This window comes from Nocardiopsis moroccensis (assembly GCF_055763695.1).
Genome location: NZ_CP199747.1, coordinates 5,702,541 through 5,725,959 on the forward strand (window position 1 = coordinate 5,702,541; position 23,419 = coordinate 5,725,959).

The 23,419-nt window shown below is 71.9% G+C and carries 21 protein-coding genes; 10 read left to right on the top strand and 11 right to left on the bottom strand.

What is annotated here, in order from left to right:
- From ACUKCB_RS25300 to ACUKCB_RS25320, 5 genes are all read right to left on the bottom strand, one after another.
- Positions 1-603: a DUF4178 domain-containing protein gene (locus tag ACUKCB_RS25300; protein ID WP_473038056.1), complete on the bottom strand. Its 603-nt coding sequence runs from the start codon at positions 601-603 to the stop codon at positions 1-3.
- Positions 604-1,168: 565 nt separating this feature from the next.
- Positions 1,169-2,023 carry a sulfurtransferase gene (locus ACUKCB_RS25305; protein ID WP_473038057.1) on the bottom strand — a complete coding sequence of 285 codons (855 nt, stop codon included), beginning with the start codon at positions 2,021-2,023 and terminating at the stop codon, positions 1,169-1,171.
- Positions 2,024-2,106: 83 nt separating this feature from the next.
- Positions 2,107-2,556, bottom strand: a complete 450-nt coding sequence (locus tag ACUKCB_RS25310; protein WP_473038058.1) for a hypothetical protein — start codon at positions 2,554-2,556, stop codon at positions 2,107-2,109.
- Positions 2,549-2,911, bottom strand: coding sequence for a hypothetical protein (locus ACUKCB_RS25315; RefSeq protein WP_473038059.1), 363 nt, complete (start codon positions 2,909-2,911; stop codon positions 2,549-2,551). Before ACUKCB_RS25315 ends, ACUKCB_RS25310 begins: the two co-directional genes overlap by 8 nt.
- Positions 2,912-3,587: 676 nt before the next feature.
- The gene (locus ACUKCB_RS25320; protein ID WP_473038060.1) at positions 3,588-5,243 is read right to left on the bottom strand and encodes a hypothetical protein; all 1,656 of its coding nucleotides are present in this window, start codon (positions 5,241-5,243) and stop codon (positions 3,588-3,590) included.
- Between the two features lie 243 nt (positions 5,244-5,486).
- Here ACUKCB_RS25320 and ACUKCB_RS25325 point away from each other — a divergent pair, with 243 nt between their 5' ends.
- Positions 5,487-7,034 carry an NAD(P)H-hydrate dehydratase gene (locus ACUKCB_RS25325; RefSeq protein WP_473038061.1) on the top strand — a complete coding sequence of 516 codons (1,548 nt, stop codon included), beginning with the start codon at positions 5,487-5,489 and terminating at the stop codon, positions 7,032-7,034.
- 303 nt (positions 7,035-7,337) lie between these two features.
- Here ACUKCB_RS25325 and ACUKCB_RS25330 read toward each other — a convergent pair whose 3' ends face one another.
- A complete protein-coding gene (locus ACUKCB_RS25330; RefSeq protein ID WP_473038062.1) occupies positions 7,338-7,700 on the bottom strand; it encodes a hypothetical protein in 363 nt (120 codons plus the stop codon).
- A 175-nt stretch (positions 7,701-7,875) separates the two neighbouring features.
- Between ACUKCB_RS25330 and ACUKCB_RS25335 the strand changes: the two genes are divergently transcribed.
- The 3 genes from ACUKCB_RS25335 to ACUKCB_RS25345 all read left to right on the top strand — a co-directional run bounded on the left by ACUKCB_RS25335 (position 7,876) and on the right by ACUKCB_RS25345 (position 10,772).
- Entirely contained in the window at positions 7,876-8,445 is a 570-nt protein-coding gene (locus ACUKCB_RS25335) for a hypothetical protein (protein ID WP_473038063.1), read from the top strand.
- A gap of 673 nt (positions 8,446-9,118) precedes the next feature.
- A complete protein-coding gene (locus ACUKCB_RS25340; protein ID WP_473038064.1) occupies positions 9,119-9,640 on the top strand; it encodes a hypothetical protein in 522 nt (173 codons plus the stop codon).
- Between the two features lie 79 nt (positions 9,641-9,719).
- Complete coding sequence (locus tag ACUKCB_RS25345; RefSeq protein WP_473038065.1) at positions 9,720-10,772, top strand: hypothetical protein; 1,053 nt, start codon at positions 9,720-9,722, stop codon at positions 10,770-10,772.
- Between the two features lie 64 nt (positions 10,773-10,836).
- Here ACUKCB_RS25345 and ACUKCB_RS25350 read toward each other — a convergent pair whose 3' ends face one another.
- A complete protein-coding gene (locus ACUKCB_RS25350; RefSeq protein ID WP_473038066.1) occupies positions 10,837-11,322 on the bottom strand; it encodes an NUDIX hydrolase in 486 nt (161 codons plus the stop codon).
- The gene (locus ACUKCB_RS25355) at positions 11,319-11,969 is read right to left on the bottom strand and encodes a TetR/AcrR family transcriptional regulator (RefSeq protein WP_473038067.1); all 651 of its coding nucleotides are present in this window, start codon (positions 11,967-11,969) and stop codon (positions 11,319-11,321) included. Before ACUKCB_RS25355 ends, ACUKCB_RS25350 begins: the two co-directional genes overlap by 4 nt.
- Positions 11,970-12,078: 109 nt before the next feature.
- Here ACUKCB_RS25355 and ACUKCB_RS25360 point away from each other — a divergent pair, with 109 nt between their 5' ends.
- The 3 genes from ACUKCB_RS25360 to ACUKCB_RS25370 all read left to right on the top strand — a co-directional run bounded on the left by ACUKCB_RS25360 (position 12,079) and on the right by ACUKCB_RS25370 (position 16,952).
- Positions 12,079-13,191, top strand: a complete 1,113-nt coding sequence (locus ACUKCB_RS25360) for a hypothetical protein (RefSeq protein ID WP_473038068.1) — start codon at positions 12,079-12,081, stop codon at positions 13,189-13,191.
- Positions 13,192-13,265: 74 nt separating this feature from the next.
- Entirely contained in the window at positions 13,266-14,609 is a 1,344-nt protein-coding gene (locus tag ACUKCB_RS25365) for a methyltransferase family protein (protein WP_473041130.1), read from the top strand.
- A gap of 144 nt (positions 14,610-14,753) precedes the next feature.
- Positions 14,754-16,952, top strand: a complete 2,199-nt coding sequence (locus ACUKCB_RS25370; RefSeq protein WP_473038069.1) for a PrsW family intramembrane metalloprotease — start codon at positions 14,754-14,756, stop codon at positions 16,950-16,952.
- Between the two features lie 22 nt (positions 16,953-16,974).
- Here ACUKCB_RS25370 and ACUKCB_RS25375 read toward each other — a convergent pair whose 3' ends face one another.
- From ACUKCB_RS25375 to ACUKCB_RS25385, 3 genes are all read right to left on the bottom strand, one after another.
- Complete coding sequence (locus tag ACUKCB_RS25375; protein WP_473038070.1) at positions 16,975-17,235, bottom strand: type II toxin-antitoxin system RelE family toxin; 261 nt, start codon at positions 17,233-17,235, stop codon at positions 16,975-16,977.
- Positions 17,232-17,513: a type II toxin-antitoxin system Phd/YefM family antitoxin gene (locus tag ACUKCB_RS25380; RefSeq protein WP_473038071.1), complete on the bottom strand. Its 282-nt coding sequence runs from the start codon at positions 17,511-17,513 to the stop codon at positions 17,232-17,234. The genes ACUKCB_RS25375 and ACUKCB_RS25380 overlap by 4 nt, the downstream gene beginning before the upstream one ends.
- Positions 17,514-17,574: 61 nt before the next feature.
- Positions 17,575-19,932: a molybdopterin-dependent oxidoreductase gene (locus ACUKCB_RS25385; protein ID WP_473038072.1), complete on the bottom strand. Its 2,358-nt coding sequence runs from the start codon at positions 19,930-19,932 to the stop codon at positions 17,575-17,577.
- A gap of 140 nt (positions 19,933-20,072) precedes the next feature.
- On the opposite strand from ACUKCB_RS25385, the gene ACUKCB_RS25390 reads away from it, so the two are divergent.
- The 3 genes from ACUKCB_RS25390 to ACUKCB_RS25400 all read left to right on the top strand — a co-directional run bounded on the left by ACUKCB_RS25390 (position 20,073) and on the right by ACUKCB_RS25400 (position 23,382).
- Positions 20,073-21,020: an HpcH/HpaI aldolase/citrate lyase family protein gene (locus tag ACUKCB_RS25390; protein ID WP_473038073.1), complete on the top strand. Its 948-nt coding sequence runs from the start codon at positions 20,073-20,075 to the stop codon at positions 21,018-21,020.
- Positions 21,021-21,139: 119 nt separating this feature from the next.
- A complete protein-coding gene (locus tag ACUKCB_RS25395; RefSeq protein WP_473041131.1) occupies positions 21,140-21,835 on the top strand; it encodes a response regulator transcription factor in 696 nt (231 codons plus the stop codon).
- Positions 21,836-21,840: 5 nt separating this feature from the next.
- Positions 21,841-23,382, top strand: a complete 1,542-nt coding sequence (locus ACUKCB_RS25400) for a sensor histidine kinase (RefSeq protein WP_473038074.1) — start codon at positions 21,841-21,843, stop codon at positions 23,380-23,382.
- Positions 23,383-23,419: the final 37 nt, after the last annotated feature.

Below are 23,419 nucleotides of genomic sequence, written 5' to 3' on the forward strand. Positions count from 1 at the left end.
TCAGCTCCCGGGGAAGATCGTGAAGGTACCCGCGGCGATCTTGGTGCCGGTGCTGACCTCCCAGCTACCGTGGTCGAAACGCTCGAAGGCGAGCAGCTGACCGTCCGCGGACTCGTAGTCCGCGTAGTCCATGCCGCCCTGGGCCTTGAGACCGGTGGTGCCTTCGGAGCGGTAGGAGCCGGAGCCCTTCTCCTCCAGCCTGTAGGTGACGCCCTCGAGCTCGATGGTCTTGCCCTGGGGGACCATGGTCAGGTCCGGGCGACCGGTCCACAGGGCCAGTTCGAGGTCCGGGTCCTCCTCGACCGAGAGCCAGCGCTTGCCGCCCTCGACCTCCAGGAAGTGCTCGGACCAGACGTAGCCGCCCTCGGACAGGCGCAGGGTGCCGCGGATCCAGGTCCGCTCGGTGCCCCAGTCGATCATGTCCCCCGCCTTGATGTTGCGGGGGTCACCGGCGGTGTCCGTGGTGGAGGACGCGGCGAAGGGGTCCTGTGGCGGCGGGGGCGCGTCCTGCTTCGGGTTCCGGGTGCGGGAGCGCTGCTTGTAGATCATGACTCCGATCACGATCCCGACGATGAGAAGCAGTAGCAGCAGGAGTTCGATCACCAGTGTTCCTCGTTTCGCGGTGAAGCACGTTGTCTGTTGGGGCCGGGCGATCCTACTGCTCTGTCTGACGCCGGCTCGGGGGATCCGGTTCCGGTTCTGGCCGGATCAGGTCAGGTCAGCACGGTGCTGACGGGAACTTTTCCCAGTGGTGGACTGTTGAAGCACCTGCTCTTTTCGGATGATGCCATCTCTGATGAGGCCATCCACTTTTTGGGAGCTTTCGGGTCTTTCAGTCTTTTCGGACCTGTGCCTCCTCCCAGCCTAGGCGGTTGCCGGGACCGGGAACGGTCTGTGTGACGACGGTTTGGCGGGCCGGGAAAAAGGCCGGAAGCGGGGTGGGGTCAGGAGCGGGGCCAGGTTGGTGGAGTGGGGTCGGGTTTGCGGGGCGGCGGCCGGTTGGTGGAGCGGGGGCAGGCCCGGGGAACGTAGCGAAACCCCGCCGCGGTCCGCGCTGACAGCGCGAGCCCCGGCGGGGCGTCGAGTGTTCGAGTGGCTGTGGCTGTGGCGGTTGCTGGGTGTGGGCGGCAGTGGTTGCTGGGGCGCGGGCGGAGCAGGGAGCGGCCGGTCAGTTCTGGGTGTCCCCGGTCTCCAGCGGTAGGGAGTCGTCCCCTCCCCACCGGCTCCACGACCCCGGGTACAGACGGGTGTTGCTGAAGCCCGCGTGCTCCAGGGCGAGGAGATCGTGGCAGGCGGTCACCCCCGAACCGCAGTAGGCGGTGACCGTGTGCGCGGAATCCGCGCCGAGGGCTGCGAAACGCTCGCGCAGGACGTCGGGGGCGGCGAGCAGACCGTCCGAGGTCAGGTTCGCGGGCCACTCGGCGCTGCGAGCACCGGGGATGTGTCCGGCCCGGGCGTCGACGGGCGCAGGCTGCTCACCGGTGAAACGTCCGTGGACGCGGGCGTCCAACAGGAGCCGATCCGGGGCGGCCAGCTCACTCTGGAGGGCCTCGGTGTCCACCAGGCGGTCGGCGGGCCAGGGGAGCGCGGTGCGGTGCACCGGGGCAACCGTGGCCTCCCCCTCCTCCAGCTCACCGGTCCAGGTCCGGAGACCGCCGTCGAGAAAGGCCGCTGAGGTGCCGAGGATACGGAGCATCCATACCAGGCGCGCGGCCACGGAACCGTTCGCGTCGTCGTAGACGACCACGCGGGAGTGGTCGCCGATGCCGAGACGGCCCAGGGTGCGGGCGAGGTCGGCGGCGGCCGGGAGCGGGTGGCGTCCGCCCTCCGGGCTGGCGGGCGCGGCGAGGTCGGCATCCACGTCGGCGTGCACGGCGCCGGGAATGTGGCCGCTCAGGTAGGCCTCACGGCCGGATCGGCCGTCCAGGTACCAACGGGAGTCGACGAGAACGACCTCGTCGAGGTGCTCACGGAGCCAGGCGGCCGAAACGGCCACCGGCAGGGACAGCGTCTGATCGGACATGGCGACAGCCTAGTGACCGCGGAACCGGAGGGTCGCCGTGCCCCGACCCTCAGTGGTGGTTCGACCGGAGGTCAGGCCCGGGGTCAGGCCCCGGTGGTCTGTGCCTCGCGGTCCAGGCGGTGGACGTGCAGGATCCACCACAGGCCGAGGACGGGCAGTACCAGTGGAATGAACAGATAGCCGTTGCCGAAACCGGACCACACGGTGTCGTCCGGGAACACCCCGGACGCGAACACGCTCAGCGTGCCCACCACGAGCACCCCGGCCATCTCCACGGACACCGAGACCAGGGCCACCATCCGAGAGGTGCGCCCCGCACGGGCCAGGCCGACGGCGGCGATCAGGTAGACCACCCCGGCGAGCACGGACAGGCCGTACGCCACGGGAGCCTCCTCGAAACGCGTCACCAGCTGGTAGCTTCCGCGCGCGGTCGCGGCGAGAGCGAACACCGCGTACACCGCGACCAGCACTCTTCCGGGGCCGGTGCGCAGAGTGCGGTCGGCGACGGGCCCGGTTTCCGGTGTCTCAGACAACAGGGCTCCACAGCTGCTCGATACGGACCATCAGCACCGGAAGGATCAGACAGGCGAAGGCGATCACCGCCGGGCCCCACTTGGTGCGCTCCATGAACCCCCACACGGCACAGGCGGGGGGCAGCAGCACCACGGTCGCGAGATAGGACACGAACATGACCACCTCGTCGGGGCGTTCGCCGCCGATCATGGTCACCACGGTCGCACCGACCTGCCCAAGCACCAGCAGCCACAGGACACCCACGCCGATCAGGTGCGGGACCAGCATGGGCTGGTCGCGGAAGGTCGAGATGAGGCACCACACGGCCATCGCCAACGACGCCATCTGAATGGCCATGGTCAGCCAGTCGACCACGCTTCCTCCACTCGCACACCACGCATGTCCGCCCATGTCAGCGGACCGAACCAAACTACGACAGACTGTAGTACCCCGGATGTACTGCCTCGTACTCAGCCTGTACGGGGGTGTGTGGTTGGGGTTCAGGACCCGTTGTGGTGCGGGGGTCTGCCCGGGTGGTGCCTTCCATCGGTCTGTGGTGGGGGTTCAGGACACCCCCCTGGGGTGGTCTGGGCCCGGTGTTCGTCCGGCTGAGTCCTGTGGGGGCTGGTGTAGGGCGTACTCGGAGGCCGCTACGCACCTCGCGGGACGTGCTTGATCTTTCTACGACTGGATCTGGAAAAGGGCGAGGCCCGTGGCTCGCCAACCCCCCTGGATCACTGATGTGTTCCAGAGATGCGTGTCCCCAGCCCTGGCGAAAACCCCTGTGTCCGGGCGCCGCCCACCGCGCTCCGGCCAACCCCCACCACCGGGGGAGGGTAAACCAGGTGCACGTTCTGTGACCCCCTGGGGTTGAGGGGGTTTGCACCGCCCGCCTGACAACAGCGCACAGCGGAGGTTCACGACCCCCTGGGGCGCGGAAGCCTGACAAGTGCGGCAAAGCCCCCAGGGGTGAAGGGGACTCGCGTCCGTGCGTGTCCAACCCCCTGGGGCGCTGTTGCTTGGGAGTGCACGGCGGGTGGAGGTGTCGGTCCTACCGCTCGATGGTGAGCTGGCCGGACACGTCGACGGTCTCCGTGCCGGGCAGCGAACCGTCACCCCCGCTGTCGGGGCTGTCCAGTCCCTTCACCGCCCGCTCCGCCTCCCGCCGGGCGCACGCCCGGATGAGCTGGGCGTAGGACTCGCCGGTCATGGACTTGATCGAGGAGACGCCCGATCCCACGTAGTGCCGGGCCGCGAGCAGGCCTGCGCTGGTGCCCTTACCCCACTGGCCATCGACCCCGTAGGGCTCCAGGTGCTCACCGAAACCGGCGGCCACGATCAGCCTCTGGACGGCCTTGACCCCCTCGGAGGGGGTGGGGATGCCGTCGCCTTCCTTGAGTCCGAGCAAGTCGAGTCCTTCCGTGACGGCCCCGGGGGGCTGCGTGAATGTTCCGTCCTGAACGAGCTGGTAGGCCCTGTCACCAGGGCAGGAGGTGGAGATGAAGTCGCGGTGTCCCAGTACGGCCCCGGCGATGGAGGTGTCGGGCTCCATCAGCCACTGCCGCAGCACCCGGACCGCGTTGATCTGCTCGGGGGTGATGGCGTCGGTCGGACCGGTCGCCAGGGTGCAGGAGTAGTGCGATGAGTTCCCGCCAGGCTGCGCCGCCTGGGTGCGGTACAGCCCGCGCCCCTCGATGACGTACCCGTGCGGGCAGGCCATGAAGGAGTTGCCGGTGAAGTACACCGTCCCCCGACGCCGGGCCAGCCAGGTGCCGTTGGGGGTGGTGGGACACCAGATGTGCCCGCCGTAGGTTTCCTCGCGGAGGGTCAGGCCGTCCTTGTCGCGGTTGACCGGCAGGAGGGCGCGGTGGTCGGGTGCCATGGTCCAGCCGTGTTCGTCGTGGTGCAGGTGCGCGGCCCGTCCGGCCAGCACGGCGGCGAACTGGAGGGCCTCGGCCGAGGCCCGGTCCGGGACGTGCCTCTCGGGATCGGCGAGCAGGGCCAGTTGCTCCCGGGTCAGGGCTCGGAGGAACGAGTGGTGGGGAACCCCTTCCGTGAGGTGCTCTCGCAGGCGGGGGCTCGGCTTCGCCCTGCCGGCCCATGCTCTGGCTACTTCTTCGACCAGGTCGTGGGGCCACTTGGGTTCGTCCGGCAGGTGGTCGCAGGGGGCTGCGACTCTGATCATGTCCCGGGCGGTGAGTGTTTCCGTCGTCGCCCAGTGTTCCCCGGACCGGGGGTGTTCGGCGTCGTGTCTGGTGTGGGGGGCGCGTGTCACGGGCCAGCGGTGGCGCGGGGTGGTCAGGGAGGAGTGTGAGCGGCCCTCCACGCGGATCAGGGTGCGTTCGGTGGCCGGGAAGACGTTGACGGCCTGGATCGGCTGCCACTGGGAGGTCCCGGTCGTGTGGTCGAGGGTGAGCGCGGTGTCGCCCGCGCGGACCTGACGGAACGACCGCCAGCCGTTCTCGGTGAGGACCTCCGTCTCCTCGTCCACGCAGTAACCGATGTCCGCCCAGCCCCGGGAGGGGCCGGTGTGGAACGCACGGGTGTTGCGCCAGTAGGTCAGGCAGGCGGAGTGGTTCTTGCCGGAGAGTCCCTGGTTCACGCTGTCGTAGTGGATGACGAGACCGGAGCGGGGGTTGGCTCGGGAGGCGGGGGAGGTGCCCCAGCCCAGATCGGACCTGGATACGTATTTGCTCGGTCGAGGCATACACCTATTGTCCCCAGCGAAGACTTCTCTATGTGGTGAACCCGTGACAACGGGCTATATGAGTCGAAAGTGATTAATGTTCTGTGGATGCTGCGGTCCTCTTCGGGGCTGGGGAGTGCTCCGAACCGCGGATACGCCGGAAAGCACCCGGATCTTGGAGGTGGGTGTGCGTGGCGGTGCGGGTGTGTTCCGAACCGGATGCGCCACGATGGGAGGCCCGACCCCGCCCCTCGGAGGTGACCGGTGCGCTCCGCCCATGTCGTCAGTGTTGTCCGTACGGCCGAACAGGCCCTCATGAGCCGACTGCCCGAAGGTGCGCTCATGCGTCGCGCCGCCATGGGCCTGGCCGTCCACTGCTCCCGCATGCTGCCCAGGGTCTACGGGTCGAGGGTCACACTGCTGGTCGGCGGCGGTGACAACGGTGGCGACGCGCTCTTCGCGGGGGCGGACCTGGCCGCCCGCGGTGCGTTCGTGCGTGCTGTGCTCGCCGGGAGCCGCACCCACCCGGGCGGTCTGGCGGCCCTGCGTGCGGCGGGTGGCCGGGTGGTCGGGGGCGGGGACGCCGCGTTCCCCGAGTCCCTCGGCGTTCCGCTCCCGGAGGAGGTGGAGGCGGCGTTGTTCGAAACGGACCTTGTCGTCGACGGCCTCCTCGGCATCGGTGGCCGCGGCGGGCTGCGCGAACCCTTCGCCGCGCTCGCCTCCCTCGCCTCGAACTCTCCTGCCCCGGTGCTGGCGGTCGACCTGCCGAGCGGGGTGGACGCGGACACGGGGGAGGTGGCCGGGCACGCGGTGCGCGCGGACGCCACGGTCACCTTCGGTACCTACAAGCCCGGCCTGTTCGTTGATCCGGGCGCGGAGCGGGCGGGTCGGGTGCACCTCGTCGACATCGGTCTGGCTCCGGAACTGCCCGGTGCCGACCTGGTCTGTCCACAGGTTGTGGACGTCGCCCGCCTCCTCCCGCCCCTCGCGGCCGAGGACGACAAGTACCGTCGGGGCGTGCTGGCCGTGCGCGCCGGGTCCGACCAGTACCGGGGCGCCGCGGTCCTGTGTGTGGGGGGCGCCCTGCGCACGGGGGTGGGCATGGTCCGCTACGGGGGCGGCGAGGACGTCCTCGCGCAGGTGATCGCGCGCTGGCCCGAGACGGTGGGGCTGAACCTGGATCCGCTGAACAGTACCGACCTGGGGCCGGGCCGGGTCTCGGCGGCGGTGGTCGGTTCCGGCCGGGGCACCGACCCCGCCAACGCCGAGGAGCTGCGGGCGGTGCTGGAGAGCGAGTGCCCGGTACTGCTCGACGCGGACGCGCTCACCCTGCTGGCGGGCAGCGCCTCCCTCGCCGAGCTGGTGCGCCGACGCACGGCGCACACCCTGCTCACCCCGCACGCCGGGGAGCTGTCCCGGCTGCTGTCGGACGCCGATCGGGTCGAGATCGAGGCACGCAGGCTCGAACACGTCACCAGGGCGGCGTCGCTGTACGGGGCGACCGTGCTGCTGAAGGGGTCCACGACGGTGATCGCGCACCCCGGCACCCCGGCAGCGGTCAACCCGACGGGTACACCGCTGCTGGCGACGGCAGGTTCGGGGGACGTGCTCTCGGGTGCTGCGGGGGCTTTGCTGGCCTCCGGGCTGCCGGCCTGGGAGGCCGCGATATGCGCCGCCTACCTGCACGGGCGTGCGGCGGAGCTGGCGCGGGACGGTGCGCCGATCAGCGCCTCGGACCTGTTGGAGGCACTGCCTCTCGCGGTGGTCGAGGTGCGACGTGCAGCGACCAAGGTCTCTTTCCCGGGCGCCTGACACGCCCCGGGTCCCTCTTCGCGGGAAGGGCCGGAGCAGCCCAGGAGCCACCCGCGGGTGGCCGGGACGTGACCTGAGCTGGCTAGGGTGAGCGGCCGAGAACCGCACGATCCGAGCCCACGCTCGCGGCCAGACAGGCGTCCCCCATGCACCTCGCGCACCACGGCGCGTCCCCCGACCGCCGGGGGCGGCGCCACGTTCCGCGCTTCCCCGGCCTGAGGGGGCTCCGGTGGCCAGACGGCGTAGGTCGAACCGGCCCAGGCCCACCCCGGAGTGGCAGATCAAGAAGATAGGGGAGCGCGGTTACTCTCCGCCCCCTCTTCCCGTGCCCGCGTCGGAACCCGCCGCGGGGAGGGGTCGGGCGCGCCGGGTCAGGGGTGTCCTGGTGGCGCTCTTCCTGCTGCTGCTCTTCGGGGGGTTCGCGGGTCTGGGGGTCGGCTTCGTCGTGCACAACGAACTGACCCGGGCCGCGTTCGCGACGGAGTCGGCGGCCGTACCGGGCACCGTGGTCGGTGTCGAGTACGGGGAGCCGGTGGTCTCCTTCAGTACCCGGGCGGGGAGCGGTACGAGAAGGAACTTCCCGGTCCCTTCGCGCACGGCGACCCTCGCGAGGTGGTCGTGCTGTACCTGGTGGATGCCCCCCAGCGGGCGGTGCTGGAGGGCCATGTGTGGCTTCCGTGGTTCCTGGTGCCGGTTGTTCTGGTGCTGGCCACGGGGGGATACCTGTACTTCGGGGGCGGCGGACTCCGGTCGGGCCGGCACCGGCGGCGCCGGAAGGCCCACGAGTCCGACCGCTCGTCCGCGGCCGGTGGAACCCCCCGGCCCGGGACATGCCCCGTGGTTGCCGGTCGGCCTGTTCGCGGCCCCGGCAGCCCTCGCCCTGGCCGCGTCGGTCGAGCTCTACACGGCGCCCTTCGCGGCTGCGGGAGCGGTGGAGCTGGTTTCGACGTCAGAGCTGTATGTCTGGTTCGTCCCGGCGACGGTCCTGGCGTCGTTCGGTGCGGTCCTGGCCGGGAAGGCCCTCCTCCGCCACGCCGAACTCGCTCCGGCCCCGCGCGCCCCCGCTCCGATCCGCCTCCTGCCGGCCGACAGCGAGTTCGTGGCGCTGCTGGGCCTCGTCCTGGCGGGGTTCCTCGCTCTACCCGTCGGCTTCGGCGTGCACACGGTCCGGGACCAGATCGCCCTGGCGGACTCGACCACGGCCGAACTGCCGGTCGCCGAGGTCACTCGCTCCAACGGGAAGGGCGGGTGCAGGGGATGGGTCCACGTGGTGTACGAGGCCGACGGCCTGCCGTACCGGGAACGGATCGAGATCGCCTGTTCCGACAGCGAGGAGTACGAGGCGGCGCAGACCGTCCGGGTGGAGTGGAGCCGCATCCGACCCTCCGTGCTGCGGTTCGCCCGTGAGTGACCGGGCCGGAAGACCGGCCTGATCTGGCCCGATCCAGGTTTCGGCCGTGCCTCCCCCGGCCGTTCCCGTCCCTTCGTGTGGAAGGCATCCCCCGTGAATCGCGTCCCCCTGCCCCCCGGCTTCAATGACTTCGCGCGCGAGCTGGAGTCGCACCGGCGTTCGCTGTCGCCCCGACCGCCCGCCAGGGACCGGTACCCGGCCGTGGTCCGGCTGTGCGTCGCGGTTCTCGGCGTACTGGTCGGGGCGGGGGCCTTCCACGCCACGGAGGAACTGGTCCACCGGGCCGCCTTCGCCCTGGACGGGGTGGCGGTCGAGGCGGAGGTCATCGCGGTCGACCACGGTGAGCCGGTGGTGCGGTTCACCGCCGCGAACGGTGCCGGGGTGATCGCGCCCGCCCGGGGACGGCACACTTCCGGGGACCCGCTCACCCGGACCGTCGTCCACCTGCCCGAGGAACCCGAGCAGGTCGCCCTCGCCGACTACAGGTGGCCGCTGTGGCCCTGGACGGTCCCGGCCGGTCTTCTGCTGCTGGGCGTGCTGCTCCTCCAGCACCGGGGCGGGGTCCGGGCGGGCTGGTTCCGTCGCCGGGTCCGGGTCCTGCGCTGGGGGACTCCGGGGCAGGACCCCCCCGTGGCGGCGTTCGCTGCCGTGGGCGGTCCCGGGCGGGGCGCTCGTGGCGGCGGGTACGGGACTGTACGCCCTGCCGCTGCTCCGGTCCGACCGCGCGGACCTGGTCGCCGACGGCACACCGCTGTGGCTGTGCGGGGTCGGGGCGGCACTGGTGGTGTACGGGCTGGGCCTCGGGGTCCGGGCTCTGTACCGCCATGCCGAACACGCGCCCCTGCGCCGTCCGCCCCGCGTGTTCCGGCCGGTTCCGCATTGGGTGCCGTACCTGGCGGCGGTCCTCGTGGTGCCGGTTCCGGCGGTCTCCGTCCTGCTCCTCGCCCTGGCGCCGGTGGTCGTCCCGGACGGCGCCCGTGAACACGGCACGGCGGAGGTGGTGGACTACCGGTGCGCCTCCCAGGGGCGCTCCTGCACCTACCGCCTCACCGTCGAGTACGAGGCGGACGGGCTGCTGTACCGGAGCACGTTCCCCCTCGGGAAGTCGGAGACCGCCGAGGAACTGATCCGGGCCGCCGAGGCGCCGGTGAGCTGGGACCCTGCCGACCCCTCCGACGTCCGTTGGGAGAAGTGATGCACCGCGACCACCCTCCGGGGAACACGGACCGGCGGGGCCGGAGGCGGACCGCCGCCAGGAACTGCCGCCCGGCTTCGTGGAGTTCACCCAGCGTCTCGCCCAGGACCGCAGTCGGAAGAGGGAGGGCGGCCCCGGATGTTTCGGGGCGATCCTGGCCGGGCTGCTCGGCGTTCCGCTCGCGTTCCTTCTGTTGGTGCTGGCGGCGCCCCTGGTGGAACGGCTCTCCCTGGAGCTCCGGCCGACACAGGTCACCGAAGCCGAGGTGGTCATGGTCGACCACGGCACACCGGTGGTGAGCCTCCGGCCCGGTCCGGAACCGCTCCGGGCACAGGAGGAACTCGTTCGGGTCCGGGGCGAGTACCGTCCCGGAGACCCGACTCGGGTGGAGGTCAGACACCTGGTGGACGCCCCGGAGAAAGCCATGATCAGCGGATACGGCTACGGCTGGTCGTGGTGGATACCGCTCCTGCTGGTGCCGCCCGCGCTGCTTGCGGTGTTCGGCCTCTGGCACCGCCTCGGTACGCGGGCCAGTTGGTTCTGGCGGCGGGCGCGCACCCTGGTCAAGGGGCCGGAGCGGGGTGGCGCGGGGCTGCGCAGGCAGGTGGCCGTCCGTGCTGTCCCCGGGGTGTTGCTGCTCCTCCTCGCGGTGGCGGCCCTCGTGGCGGGCCTGTTCGTGACGGAGGGGCTCATACTGCTGGCGGCGCCCCCGCTGGCTTTCGGCCCGCTGCTGCTGATGGCCGCCCTTTACCGTCAGGCCGATCTGGCCCCGGTCACGGTTCCGCCGGCTCCCTTCCGGCTGTTGCCCGACTACACCGGGCGGATCACCGCACTGGTCGTCCTGGCGGCCGTGATGTCCACCCTGCTGGCCCTCCACCTGGCTTACCCCGAGGTCACGGTCCCGGAGGAGCGTGTCGTCCGGGGCGAGGCGGAGATCGTCGGGCAGGACTGCACTCCACAGCAGGGTTCCTCCTGCCAGGGCTACCTGGTCGTGCTGTTCGAGTACGACGGGATGGTGTACCGGGATCGTGTCGAAACCGAACTCCTGGGCATGGACGCGCTGGTCGAGAGGGGCAGCGTCGAGATCGAGTGGGACGCGGCCGACCCCACCGAGGTGCGCCTGGCTCGATGATGGACCTGACCCCGACCCGATCTCGACGGCCCGGCGGACTCGGTCGGAGCGCCGGGCCGCCAGGTCAGGCCAGGGCGCGGGCGGCCTCGAGTCCCTTCCGGACGATGTCGGTGATGAAGTAGTCGCCGGGGTCGCGGGCGTCGCGCAGCAGGTGCACCCTGGTCTCGTCGACCCACATGAACTCGGTGTGCTTCTCGGCCTCCAGAGTCGGGTCGGCCAGGTCGCCGTCGACCCGGACCAGGTAGTCGACCTCGCGGCGGGTCACCCCGTCGCCCGGGTCCCAGTCCAGCCGGTACAGCTCCGCCTCCACCGAGGACAGCCGCCACCCGGTCTCCTCATGGATCTCGCGGGCCAGGGCGTCGAGCATGCCCTCGCCCTCCTCGACGTGCCCGCCCACGATGTCCCAGCAGTGCGGGAACACCTTCCGGGTGGCCGAGCGGCGCTGGGTGAACGCGTTGCCCCGGCCGTCGGTGATCACGGCTCCGGCGACCCAGCGGTTGCCGTCGGAGGTGTCGGGGAACTCGATTCCCTCGGCGACGTCGATGCTCACTGGTCCTCCTTGGTCTTGGCGCCGCGCCCCGGCAGGCGGAGCGTCAGCAGCTTGGCACGCGGGGCGAGGGTCCCGGCCAGGTCGAACACGGCCTCGGTCCGGCTCCGGTCCTCGTCCAGGACCGAGAACAGGTTGACCCCCAGGTAGAAGGCGATCGCCGCGTAGGCGACCTCGCGGGCGGGCAGCAGCATCCCCAGGGGGGATCCGCCGAGCACACGCTCCCACTCTCCGGCGATGAAGTCGATCCACGGCTGCGAGCGCCGGTTGATCTCCTCGCGCAGCTCCGGTTCGGTGACCGCGGCCGCGACCAGTTCGGAGAACTCGGCGATGTAGCCGCGCTCCAGGTCGGTGCGGTAGATGCGGGTGGCGACCTCGACCAGCTCCTCCAGGGTGCGCGCCTGCCCCGCGAGCTCCCGGTACATGGCCATCCGCTCGGTACTGGACCGGTCCAGCGCGGCGAGCAGCAGCTGGTCGACCCCGCCGAAGTGGTAGAAGACCAGCGCCGAATTGGCATCGGCCCGGGTGGCGATCGCCCGGGCCGACGCACCGGTGTACCCCTCCTCGCGCAGGATCTCGCCCGCCGCCGTGATGAGACGTTCCTTGGTCTGCGTGCTGCTCTTGCGGACTCCGCCGCCGCTCTTTGTCATGGCCCTCCCTCGGTTCGTGCTTCATCATACGGTTTAATCGACTGATTAAATCGTATGCTTTAATCGGTCGAGCAAGGATCTTCGCGGTACCGCGCGACAAGGAGACTCCATGGCGCAGCCATCCGAACCGCCCGAGAACCCCGACGACCAGGAACCCGGCACCTCCGACCGGGAGGCGGCCGAGCTCTACGCCGCGGGCCGCCGCGCCGCACCCGCGTTCGTCAGACGGCGTTCCGAAGCACCGAGGATCTCCGGAGCCCGGTGGCTCCTGGCCGGGATCGTGCTCCTGGCCTTCGCCGCCCTGCTCGCCGTACGGGTGACCCGCTTCGGCGGCCTGGACCAGACCGCCCTGTTCTACGTCGGACTGCCCGCCCTCCTGGCCCTGCTCGTCGTCCTGTGCTGCCGGGTCCACAGCGCGGTCGGTGCCGCCATGGCCGTCACCACCCTGGGCCTGCTGCTGGCCGGGCCGCTGCTCGGTGAGGGCCTGGTCTGCCTGGTCATCTCCGCACCGCTCATCTACGGGGTGGTCGCCCTGGTCACCTGGACGGGTGCCGCACTGCTGCGGTCCGACGAGCGCCACCCGAACGCGCTGGTCGCGGTCCCGGTCCTGTTCGCCCTCACGCTGGAGGGGGTGGGCGGGTTCTCCCTGCTGCCGCGCGAGAGCGGCGGCCAGGGCTCGGTGCTGGTCGAGGCCGCCCCCGGCGAGATCGCCGACGCCCTCGCGGCCCCGCCCGAGTACGGCCCCCCGCAGGCGCTCCTCCTGCGCGCCGTACCGTTCCCCGAGCCGGTCGAGGCGGTCGGTGAGGGCCTCGAACCGGGGGACACCCGCCTCGTCCGCTTCACCCCGCGCCGCACCCTGGCCATCGGCGATGAACCCACCCCGCGCCGCATGGAACTGGAGGTCGTCGAGAGCGAGGTGCGCCCCGACGGGGGCCGGGTCGTCTTCGAGGTCACCACCGACACCGCCTTCGCCAACTGGATGGACATGGAGCGCGCCGTGGCCACCTGGCGGCAGGAGGGCGAGGGGACCCGTCTGTCCTGGGAGATCGAGTACGAGCGGACCTACGACCCCTCCTGGTACTTCGGCCCCGTGCAGTCCTACGCCACGGGCCTGGCCGCCGAGTACCTCGCCGGGACCTTCGGCACGGCCGCCGGGGAACCGCTCGCCGAGGCCGCGGACACGCCCCCGTCGGACACGCCGCGGCAGGGGGTCCGGCCTTGATCCCCGAACTCGTCCTCGCGCTCCCTCCCGGGGCGACCCCCGCCGCCGTACCCGCTCCGGAGGCCGTCCCGGAACTGTCCGCCCTGCTCGTGCGGGGCGTGGGCCTGCTCCTCCCGCTCGCGGTGCTCCTCGGGCTGTGCCTGTGGCGGGCCCCGAGCCAGAAGGAGACCGCCTCGATGATCGTGGCCTCCGGCTGGGCGCTGCTCACCCTCGTCCCGCTGAACCTGGTCGCACAGCACGCGGGCTGGTGGTCCTTCCACGCCGAGGGCGCCGTGTGGCTGGGGACGCCGGTCGACCTGCTGCTCGCCTGGGTGCTGCTGTGGGGAGCCCTGCCCGCGCTCCTGCTCCGGCTGCTGCCGGTCCCGCTCGTCACCGGTCTGCTGGTGTGGCTGGACGTGATCCTCATGCCGTTGGCCGAACCGGTGGTGGTCCTGGGACGGCTCTGGCTGCTCGGAGAGATCCTCGGTGCGTCGTTCTGCCTGATCCCCGCGCTGATGCTGGCCTTCTGGACCCGGCACCGCCAACTGGTCCGCGCCCGGATGTGGGCACAGGCGGTGCTCGCCTTCGGGCTGGGGTTCGTGCTGCCGGTGTGCGCGCTGGCCACCGCGCCAGCCGTGCCGAGCGCGCTGGACGCGTTCGCCGGGTGGGCGCCCGAAGCGTTGCGGGAGCCCTGGGCCCCGTGGGAGGCGTCCCCCGAGGTCCTCACCGCCGGTGCGCAGGTCCTCGCCCTGGCCTGCCTGCCGGGGCTGGCGGCGGCACGTGAGTTCGCGGCGGTGGGCAACGGGACCCCGCTGCCCTACGACCCGCCCGCCCGCCTGGTCACCAGCGGCCCCTACGCCTACGTGCGCAACCCCATGCAGCTCACCATCGTGCTGGTCTACCTGCTGGCCGGGGCCCTGTACCCGCCGCTGTTGCTGGGCGCTCTGGTGGCACTGGGCTACGGGGCCGGGTTCGCCTCCTGGCACGAGGGCGGGCAGCTGCGCGTACGGTTCGGCCGGGACTGGGACGCCTACCGTGCCGGGGTGCGCCCGTGGCTGCCCCGGTGGCGCCCCTGGGCCGGACGGACCCCGGGGACCCTGTACGTCGCGATGGACTGCGGTATGTGCCGAACCCTGGGCAGCTGGGTGGCGGCACGCGGGCCCACGGCGCTGACCATGCGCCCGGCCGCCGAACACCCCGAGGTGCTCTACCGGCTCACCTACGAGAACGGGGCGGGGGACAGGTGGAGCGGGGTCGCCGCCCTGGCGCGCGCCATGGACCACCTCCACCTGGGGTGGGCGATGACCGGTTGGGTCCTGTCGCTGCCGGTGCTGCGCCACTTCGTGCAGCTGTGCGGGGACGCCTTCGGGGCGGGCCCGCGCCCCTCCAGGGAACCGCACGGAACCGTCTCACCGGCCGCTTCGGGAACCGCTCCCTGACCCCGGGCGCCAAAGCGGCCACAAGCCACGAACGCGCATGTTCCGCCGGACCCCTCCGCCGTTATGCTCGTGCGGGGCCGCCCGGCACCCGGACGACGCCGGGCGCGGGCCCCGTGTACTCAGCCCCCCGGCACGAGGAAGTCCATGGAAGAACAGGCGATGCTCGCGCGCGACCTCGTGCTGCGCGTCTGTGCCGGCGCCACCGAGTTCGACCCCCAGTGGGTCGGCGCCGGGGGCAAGGTCACCACCCCCTTCGTGGTTCCCCGCGACCGCAACCTGATCCGCGGGATCGTCGCGGCCGGGAGGGCCATGGGCGTGGACCGCCTCCTGGTCTGCCGCACCCGGGCCGAGTTCTCCTACGACCCGGTCACCGAAGTACCCCTCGACACCGGCACCCTCATCGACCTCATCCGCGGCTGGGGGCCCGAACCCACCGACTTCCTCGTCTGCGTCGAGGACTTCTCCGCCGCGGTCCTGGTCGCCGCCAGCGAGCTCACCGTCGCCGCGGGCCCGGCCGACTTCGTGCGGGAGATCGTCGGTCCGGACATCCCGCAGGCCCGGGCGGACTTCGCGGTGCGGGCCCGGGAGGGGAACCGGCCCGAACTGGTGCGGGCCGCCCAGCAGCACCACTGTGTCGAGCCCGGTGCCCGGCACTCCCGCCTGCCCCGCGGGCCCGGACCCGACCTGGCCGAACGCCTCGCCCGCAGAGTCGAACGCGCCCGTGAACGCACCCCCGGCCCGGTCCGGTTCCTGCGCGGACTGCGCGGCACGTGGTGCTGGCTCATGTTCGGGACCCTGCTGCTGGCCCCCCTGGCCGTCCCGGCCCTGGGCGTCGCCCTGCCGGCCCTGGTCCTCACGTTCTGGCTGCTGTTCCAGTTGGCGCTGCTGGCCAGGTCCCGGACCGTCTCGTTCGCTACCCTCCTGAGGGTGAGCGCACTCGGCGCCCTGCTGATGTGGCCGACCGCACTCCTCTCCGCCCTGGTCAGCGGTGCTCTCGGGCTGGACGTCCAGCACGTGTTCAGCCAGACCTACGTCGCGGTCACCGTGGAGGAACTGGGCAAACTCGCTCCGCTGCTGTTCCTGGCGCTCCTGGCCCGGCACCGGCTGCGCCGCCTGTCCGCGGTCGACTTCCTGCTGCTGGCCGCTGCCGCCGGGGCCGGTTTCCAGCTGGCCGAACAACTGCTCAACGGGGTCGCCCTCTTCGCCCCGGCGGACACGGGTGCGGGGGCGGTCCAACAGGGCGGCGGACTCTTCCCGGCCGGTGGGAGCGCCGCCCCCGGGCCGACGGGTTCGGCCTCCGCGGTCTTCTCCGGGCACGCCGTCGTCACCGGTCTCATCGGCGCCACCCTCGGCCTGGCCGTTGTCGGCCGCCGGTACGGGGGCTGGCTGTGGCTGCTGCCGGTCCTGGCCACCGCCCTGGTGTTCCTGGAGCACCTCCAGACGAACGCCCGAGCCGCCGGGGCCCGCCTCGACCCGGTCTCCACCTTCGTGTACGGCGTGTTCGGCGGCGGTGCGCTCACCCCGTGGCTGCTGCTGATCGCCCTGGTGTTCGCGGTCGCCATGGACTACCGGTTGATCGGAGCGGCGGCCGAGACCACGCCCCCGCTCCCCGGCCGGGCACCGCTGCCGGGGCTGCGCCGGTGGGCGCACGGCAGGTCGGTGGCCATGCGCGTGCGCATCCCCGCGGACATCGCCCCGCTCTTCCGCCGGATCGCGCTGTCCTGGGTGGACCTTCCGGTCACCTTCGCCACGGCCCTCACCACGGTCGTGCACGAGTCCGCCACGGCCACGATGGCCGCCAAACAGGGGCCCGGTGCGCTGTGCGACGCCCTGCGGTTCCTGCGGTGGCGCCGGGCCAACGCCATGGGCGAGGCCCGCTCGCGCGGGAAGAGCCGGCGCCGCTACCCCTCCCAGGAGGAGCTCGCCCACAACGCCCGGGACCTGGCTCGCCGCATCGGTCTGGCCGGGACCGGCGGCGTCGTGGCCGCCGCGGTGCTGCTCGCCACGGCGGGGCCCGGCGCCGGTGCCGCCCCGGACCCCGGACCCGGCGGTGTTCCCGCCTACGCGGTGCGGGCGGTCGAACTCTTCTACGGCTGGGCCGCCCAGGCGGACACCGCCGCGACGGTGTGGACGGCGCTCACCGGTCTGGCGGTGCTCAGCCTGCTCACCATGGGCAACGCGGTCCCGCACGCCCACCCGAGGATGGGCGAGTTCCTCCGGTCGCCCACCGCCAACACCGGGGCCGTCCTGGGCATGCTGGCCCCGGGCCAGGTGGGGTACGCGCTCCTGGGGTTCGCCGGAATGGCCCTGCCTCGGCGGGTGAACCGCCTCATCAGCCGTTGACACGCCGTCGCGAGCGGTGGCCTCAGGCTCGGTAGGCGTCGCGGCGGTGACGAAGGGAGTGGATTTCGATCACTTCCTTGCCCGGGTCGATCCTGTAGACGATCCGGTAGGTCCCCCGTCTCGCGGTGTGCAGTCCAGCGAAGGGTTGTTCGAGTGGTTTGCCCACACGCCAGGGGTTGTTGCTGAGCGGGCCGATGATGAACTCGTAAGCAGCCGAGGCGATCGCTTCGGGAAGCTCCTCGGTCAGGACCCGGCTCGCGGCGCTCTGGTAAACGACCCTCACGCAGCTGATTCCCGGTGCAGCCGGTCACGCATGAGTTCGGCCATCTCCTCCTCGGTGGTGAACTCCTCGGAGCCATCGGACTCGGCCAGGTCCGCACGTGCTTCAGGGTCGGACAGGATACTCAGTGTCTCCATCAGTGACTCGTACTGAGTCACGGACATCATGACGACAGCCGGACGACCGTTCTTGGTGAAGGTGTAGTCGGCGTGCTCGCGCTGAGCCCGGTCGGCGAGTTCGGCGATCTTTGCCTTGGCCTCGGTGATCGGAATGGTCTCCATAATGGTCATTGTAATGACCGGTCTGAATGATGCCCATGATGTGACGCCAAGGTGAGTCAGATCAGTCCCCGAGCGGCCGAACACCCTCGGGGGGGTCGAAGGCGCGCACCCTCGGCGGGGCGCCCGCATAGGGCTCCACCCGGACCCGCACCAGCTGCCCGGTGCAGCCCTGGGCCAGCGAGGACGTCCCCACGTCCTCGGCGAGGGCGTTCGGGTTGCCGTGCGCGCAGGTGACGTCCGCACCCGAGGGGTCGTACCAGGCGCCGGTCGACAGCTGCACCACACCGGGCCTGAGGGCGTCGCTGACCACCAGCCCCGCCAGGCACGAACCGCTCGGTCCCTGCACCCGCACCACGTCGCCCGCCCTCACCCCGGCGGTCTCGGCGTCCCGCGGGTGCATCCTCAGCGGGGCGCGGTCGCCGACCTTCTGGGAGGTGCTGTACCCGCCCATGTCCTGTTGGCTGTGCAGCCTTCCGGAGGGCTGGTTGGCGATCAGCACCAGTGGCCGGTCACCGCCGTCCGGAGCACGGTCCGTCCCGTCCCCACCGGTCACCGCCGGTCCGGCCAGCCACACCGGGTGGCCCGGGCAGTCCTCGTAGCCGAAGGAGGCGATGGTCTCCGAGTACAGCTCGATCCGCCCGCTCGGTGTCCGCAGCGCGTTCGTCTCCGGGTCCTGGCGGAACTCGCCCAGGTGGGTCTCGTCCTCGACCCGTGCGGGCATCTCGATCCGACCGCGTTCCCAGAACTCGTCGAAGCCGGGGACCTCCAGGTCCTTGCGGGCCAGCAGGGCGCGCCACCGCTCGTAGGCCACCCGCATCCAGTCGCGGCTGCTCCGCCCCTCGGTGAACTCCTCGCGCACGCCCAGCCGATCGGCGAGGTCGGTGTAGGTGTCGTACTCGTCGCGGGCCAGCCCGTGCGGGGACACCGCCCGAGGCATCGCGCGCAGGGCCAGGTCGCCGTGGCTGGCGGCCATGTCGTCGCGCTCCAGCGCGGTGGTCGCGGGGATCACGATGTCGGCGTGCCGGGCGGTCGCCGTCCAGTGGGTCTCGTGCACCACCACGGTGTCCGGGCGTGCGAAGGCCCTGGTCAATCGGGGCAGGTCCTGGTGGTGGTGGAAGGGGTTGCCGCCCGCCCAGTACACCAGTCTGATGTCGGGGTAACGGCGGCGCTCACCGTCGTAGTCGTAGGGCCGCCCGGGGTGCAGCAGCATGTCGGACACCTTGGCCACCGGGATGAACGAGTTCACCGGGTTGTTGCCCTGCGGCATACGCGGCAGCCCCAGCGGGGTCGCACCGCCGCCGTAGTTGCCCATGGACCCGTACCCCGAGGCGAACCCCGCACCGGGAAGCCCCACCTGTCCGAGGCAGCACGCCAGCGCCAACCCGGCCCACAGCGGCTGCTCCCCGTACCGGGCGCGCTGCACGGACCAGCCGACGTTCACCAGGGTGCGCTTCCCGGCCATCCGCCGGGCCAGCGCCCGCAGGTCGGCGGCGGGCACCCCGCTCACGCGTTCGGCCCACTCGGGGGAGTGCTCGACCCCGCCGGGTTCGCCGCGCTCGTCCCGGACGCCCGTCACGTAGGCGCGCAGCCGGTCGGCGCCGACGGTGTAGCGGTCGAGGAAGGCGGTGTCGGCCAGCCCCTCACTGAACAGCACGTGCATCAGGGCCAGCATCACCGCCGTGTCGGTGCCCGGTCTCAGCGAGACCCACGCGGAATCGACCTCGGCGGCGGTGTCGTCGCGCAGCGGGGACACCGACACGAACTCCACCCCGGAGTCCGAGGCCGCACGCATCGCAGGGCCCGCGGTCTGCGCCGCCCGGCCGCCCGAGGTCGTCCAGGTGTTGGACACCCGTAGCCCGCCGAAGCTCACCAGCAGCTCGGTGTGCTCGCGGATGCGTTCCCAGGAGGGGACCCGGCTGAGCAGCCGGTTCGCGGCGGGCGTGCCGATGATGCGCGGGAACAGCACCTCCAGGGCGCCGTGGCTGTACGTGGTCCGGGACCGTGTGTACCCGCCGATGGTGTTGAGGAAGCGGTGCAGCTGGCTCTGCGCGTGGTGGATCCGGCCCGCGCTGCCCCAGCCGTAGGAGCCCCCGTAGATCGCGGTGTTGCCGTGCTCGGTGCGCACCCGGTCCAGCTCACGGGCGAGCAGGTCCAGCACCGTGGACCACTCCACCTCCACGTAGGAGTCCCCGGTCTCGCCCCGGAACGGGTCGGGGCCGGGCCCGTGCTCCAGCCACCGGCGGCGCACGGCGGGGCGGGCCACACGGGTGCGGTGGTGCTGGGCCCGGGGGGTGTTGCCCATGACGGGGGCGGGCGCGGGGTCCTCCGGGTCGGGGCGGACCCCGACCACCCGGTCGTTCTCGACCTCGACCTGGTAGCTGCCCCAGTGGGTGCTGGTCGGGTGCAGCGTCGCTGCCATGTGCACTCCCCGTGTGGATCTCCGGGACGGTGCGGTTCCCCGTCCCAGGCCACACTCTATGCACCGCCCGGTGCGATGATGGGGCGCGCGGGCCCCGGGGCCCGCGGTACGACCAGCGACAACAGGGGAGCGGTACGACGATGGGTGAGCTCAGGTCACGGCGGTCGGTACTCGCGGTGCCGGGGTCCAACCCCCGGTTCGTGGAGAAGGCCCGGGGGCTGGACGCGGACGCGTTCTTCCTGGACCTGGAGGACGCGGTGGCGCCCTCGGAGAAGGAGCCCGCCCGCGAGAACGTGGTGAAGGCGCTCAACGACGGCGGTTGGGACGGCAAGGTCCGTTCGGTGCGCGTCAACGACGTCTCCACCGAGTGGGCCTACCGCGACGTCATCACCGTGGTCGAGGGGGCCGGGGCCCACCTGGACACCCTCGTACTGCCCAAGGTGACCGCCGCCCGGGACGTGCACTGGTTGGACACCCTCCTCACCCAGATCGAACGGGCCGTGGACCTGCCGGTCGGCCGGATCGGTATCGAGGCACAGATCGAGGACGCCAGGGGCCTGGTGAACGTCGACGGGATCGCCGCCGCCTCACCCCGCCTGGAGACACTCGTCTACGGGCCCGCTGACTTCATGGCCTCGATCAACATGAAGGGCCTGGTGGTGGGGGAACAGCCGCCCGGCTACGACACCGGGGACGCCTACCACCACGTCCTCATGCGCATCCTCGTGGCCGCCCGGGCCCACGGGCTCCAGGCCGTCGACGGCCCCTACCTCCAGATCCGCGACGTCGACGCGTTCCGCCGGGCGGCCAGGCGCACCGCGGCCCTCGGCTTCGACGGCAAGTGGGTGCTGCACCCGCTCCAGGTGGAGGCGGCCAACGAGGTCTTCGCGCCCTCCCAGGAGGACTACGACCACGCCGAGCTGATCCTGGACGCCTACGCGCACGCCACCACGGTGGACCGGCGGGGCGCCGTGATGCTCGGCGAGGAGATGCTCGACGAGGCGTCCCGGAAGATGGCGCTGGTCGTGGCGGGCAAGGGCCGTGCGGCCGGCCTCTCCCGGACACGTACCTTCGACCCGGACGCCTGACCGGGGAATCCTCCCGGGGTGCCCGCCCGGGCGGGCACGGAGAGGGTATGGAGAAGGTCAAGTACCGTTCCGGCCCGCCTCTTACCGGCCTCTCACCCGGGTGGGAGAACATGGGGGCCATGGAAAGCACCGCCACCGTCCTGGTCGCCGACGACGACCGGGCCATCAGGGAGTCCCTGGAACGCGCACTCCAGCTGGAGGGGTACACGGTGCGGACGGCGGCGGACGGAGTCCAGGCGCTGGCCTCCGTCCACGCCGACCCCGTCGACCTGCTCGTCCTCGACGTCATGATGCCCGGGGTCGACGGCCTCGGCGTTGCCCGCGTCCTGCGGGCGGAGGGCGACAGGACCCCCATCCTCATGCTCACCGCACGGGTGGAGACCCCCGACAGGGTGGCGGGCCTGGACGCCGGTGCCGACGACTACCTCGCCAAACCCTTCGAGCTCGACGAACTCCTCGCCCGGCTGCGTGCCCTGCTGCGCCGCGCCGCGCCCGTGACGGGGGAGGCGGGTGAGGGGCCGCTGCGGGTGGGAGAGCTCCTCCTGGACACCCGGGCCCGCCGGGTCTGGCGGGGCGAACGCGAGATCGAGCTGTCCAAGACCGAGTTCGACCTGCTCGAACTTCTCATGCGCAACGCCGGGATCGTTCTGGACCACGCCACCATCTACGACCGCATCTGGGGTTACGACTTCGGGCCCGAGTCCAAGAACCTCGCGGTCTACATCAGCTACCTGCGCCGCAAACTGGAGGATGGCGGCCCGCCGCTGATCCAGACGGTCCGGGGCGTCGGGTACACGCTGCGTCCCCAGGGGTGAGCCGGATGAACGCGTTTCGCGGCGGTGTCCTGCTGCACCCGGGCGGGTGGCGGCTGGGAACCCGGTTCGCGGTACTGTTCGCGCTGGTCGCGGCGGTCACGATCGCCCTGGTGGGCACCCTCGCCTACAGCACCGCGGCCGCGCTCATCCGGGCGGACGCCGAGAGCGAGTTCGACGCCGCCGTGCAGAACCTGTCCCGGCAGCTCGTGGTCTCCGCGGAGAACAACCAGAACGCCCCGGACAGCAGCACCTTCACCTTCCTGGCCCCGGGCAGCCTGGACGCGCAGGTCCTCGCCTCGGACGGCACCTGGGCCCGGTTGCTCGCCAACCGCCACGAACTCTCCTCCTTCCACCCCACCGACGCCGACCTGGAGGTCGCCCGGGACGAGGAGGCCGGTGTCGTCGACACCCGCGAGCAGCAGGTCCACGGTCAAAAGTACCGGGTGGGCACGGTCTCGCTGGGGGACGGGCGCGGCGCGATCCAGCTCCTGCAGCGGCTGTCGCCGATCGAGCAGATGGTCGGGCGGCTGGCCACCCAGATCCTGTGGGTGGGGTTGTTCGTCGCCCTGTGCGCGGCCTCGGTGGGGTGGTTGGTCGGCCACCGGATCACCGGTCGCCTGGTCCGGCTCACCGACGCCGCCGAGTACGTCAGCTCCACCGGCCGCCTGGATCCGGTCACCCCGGACCGGGACGGCACCGCCGGCACCGGTAGCGGGGACCGGGAGGGGAACGGCCGGCACGGAGCGCCGGAGGAGCCGGGCAACGACGAGGTGGGTCGCCTCGGCAGTGCCTTCAACGCGATGCTGGCCCGTCTGGCCCGTTCCAAGGACGAACAGCGCCGCCTGGTACAGGACGCCGCACACGAGTTGCGGACCCCGCTCACCAGCCTGCGCACCAACGTGCAGGTGCTCGGCCGGGTGGACCGGCTCAGCCCCGAGGGTCGCCAACGACTCATCGACGACCTCCAGGGTGAGACCCGGGAACTCACCGACCTGGTCAACGAACTGGTCGGGCTGGCCACCGGCAACCACGAGGACGAGTCGCCGAGCGCGGTCGCCCTCGCCGACGTCGCCGAACGAGTGGCGGCCCGGAGCCGTCGCCGCACCGGTCGGGAGATCCTGGTGGACGCGGACGACAGCCTCGTCTGGGGACGCCCGGGTGCCTTGGAGCGGGCCCTGGCCAACCCGGTGGAGAACTCCGCGAAGTTCGACCCCGACGGGAGCGCGCCGATCGAGATCCGGGTCCGTGACGGCTCGGTGGAGGTGCTGGACCGCGGCCCGGGCGTGGACCCGGAGGAGATCGACCACCTCTTCGAGCGGTTCTTCCGGGCCACCGTGGCCCGCAGTCTGCCCGGATCCGGCCTGGGTCTGGCCATGGTCAAGGAGATCGCCCACGCGCACGGCGGCCGGGTGTGGGCCCGCAACCGCGACGGCGGCGGCACCGTGATCGGCCTCCACCTGCCCGTCCACCGCCCGCCCCGGGACGAACCCGCGCCCGGCCCGCCCGCCCCACCTGTGCCACCCGGCCAGGACCCGACGGCCACCTAGAGCGGGGGAACGCAGGCCCCGCGCCGCCCGTGGGGAG

Excerpts from the sequence above, each read along its gene's own strand:
- ACUKCB_RS25370 (WP_473038069.1), top strand. The coding sequence starts at position 14,754 with ATGGAAGAACAGGCGATGCTCGCGCGCGACCTCGTGCTGCGCGTCTGT.
- ACUKCB_RS25380 (WP_473038071.1), bottom strand. The coding sequence starts at position 17,513 with ATGGAGACCATTCCGATCACCGAGGCCAAGGCAAAGATCGCCGAACTC.
- ACUKCB_RS25395 (WP_473041131.1), top strand. The coding sequence starts at position 21,140 with ATGGAAAGCACCGCCACCGTCCTGGTCGCCGACGACGACCGGGCCATC.
- ACUKCB_RS25400 (WP_473038074.1), top strand. The coding sequence starts at position 21,841 with ATGAACGCGTTTCGCGGCGGTGTCCTGCTGCACCCGGGCGGGTGGCGG.
- ACUKCB_RS25385 (WP_473038072.1), bottom strand. The coding sequence starts at position 19,932 with ATGGCAGCGACGCTGCACCCGACCAGCACCCACTGGGGCAGCTACCAG.
- ACUKCB_RS25305 (WP_473038057.1), bottom strand. The coding sequence starts at position 2,023 with ATGTCCGATCAGACGCTGTCCCTGCCGGTGGCCGTTTCGGCCGCCTGG.
- ACUKCB_RS25360 (WP_473038068.1), top strand. The coding sequence starts at position 12,079 with ATGGCGCAGCCATCCGAACCGCCCGAGAACCCCGACGACCAGGAACCC.
- ACUKCB_RS25320 (WP_473038060.1), bottom strand. The coding sequence starts at position 5,243 with ATGCCTCGACCGAGCAAATACGTATCCAGGTCCGATCTGGGCTGGGGC.
- ACUKCB_RS25355 (WP_473038067.1), bottom strand. The coding sequence starts at position 11,969 with ATGACAAAGAGCGGCGGCGGAGTCCGCAAGAGCAGCACGCAGACCAAG.
- ACUKCB_RS25390 (WP_473038073.1), top strand. The coding sequence starts at position 20,073 with ATGGGTGAGCTCAGGTCACGGCGGTCGGTACTCGCGGTGCCGGGGTCC.
- ACUKCB_RS25330 (WP_473038062.1), bottom strand. The coding sequence starts at position 7,700 with ATGGCCCTCCAGCACCGCCCGCTGGGGGGCATCCACCAGGTACAGCAC.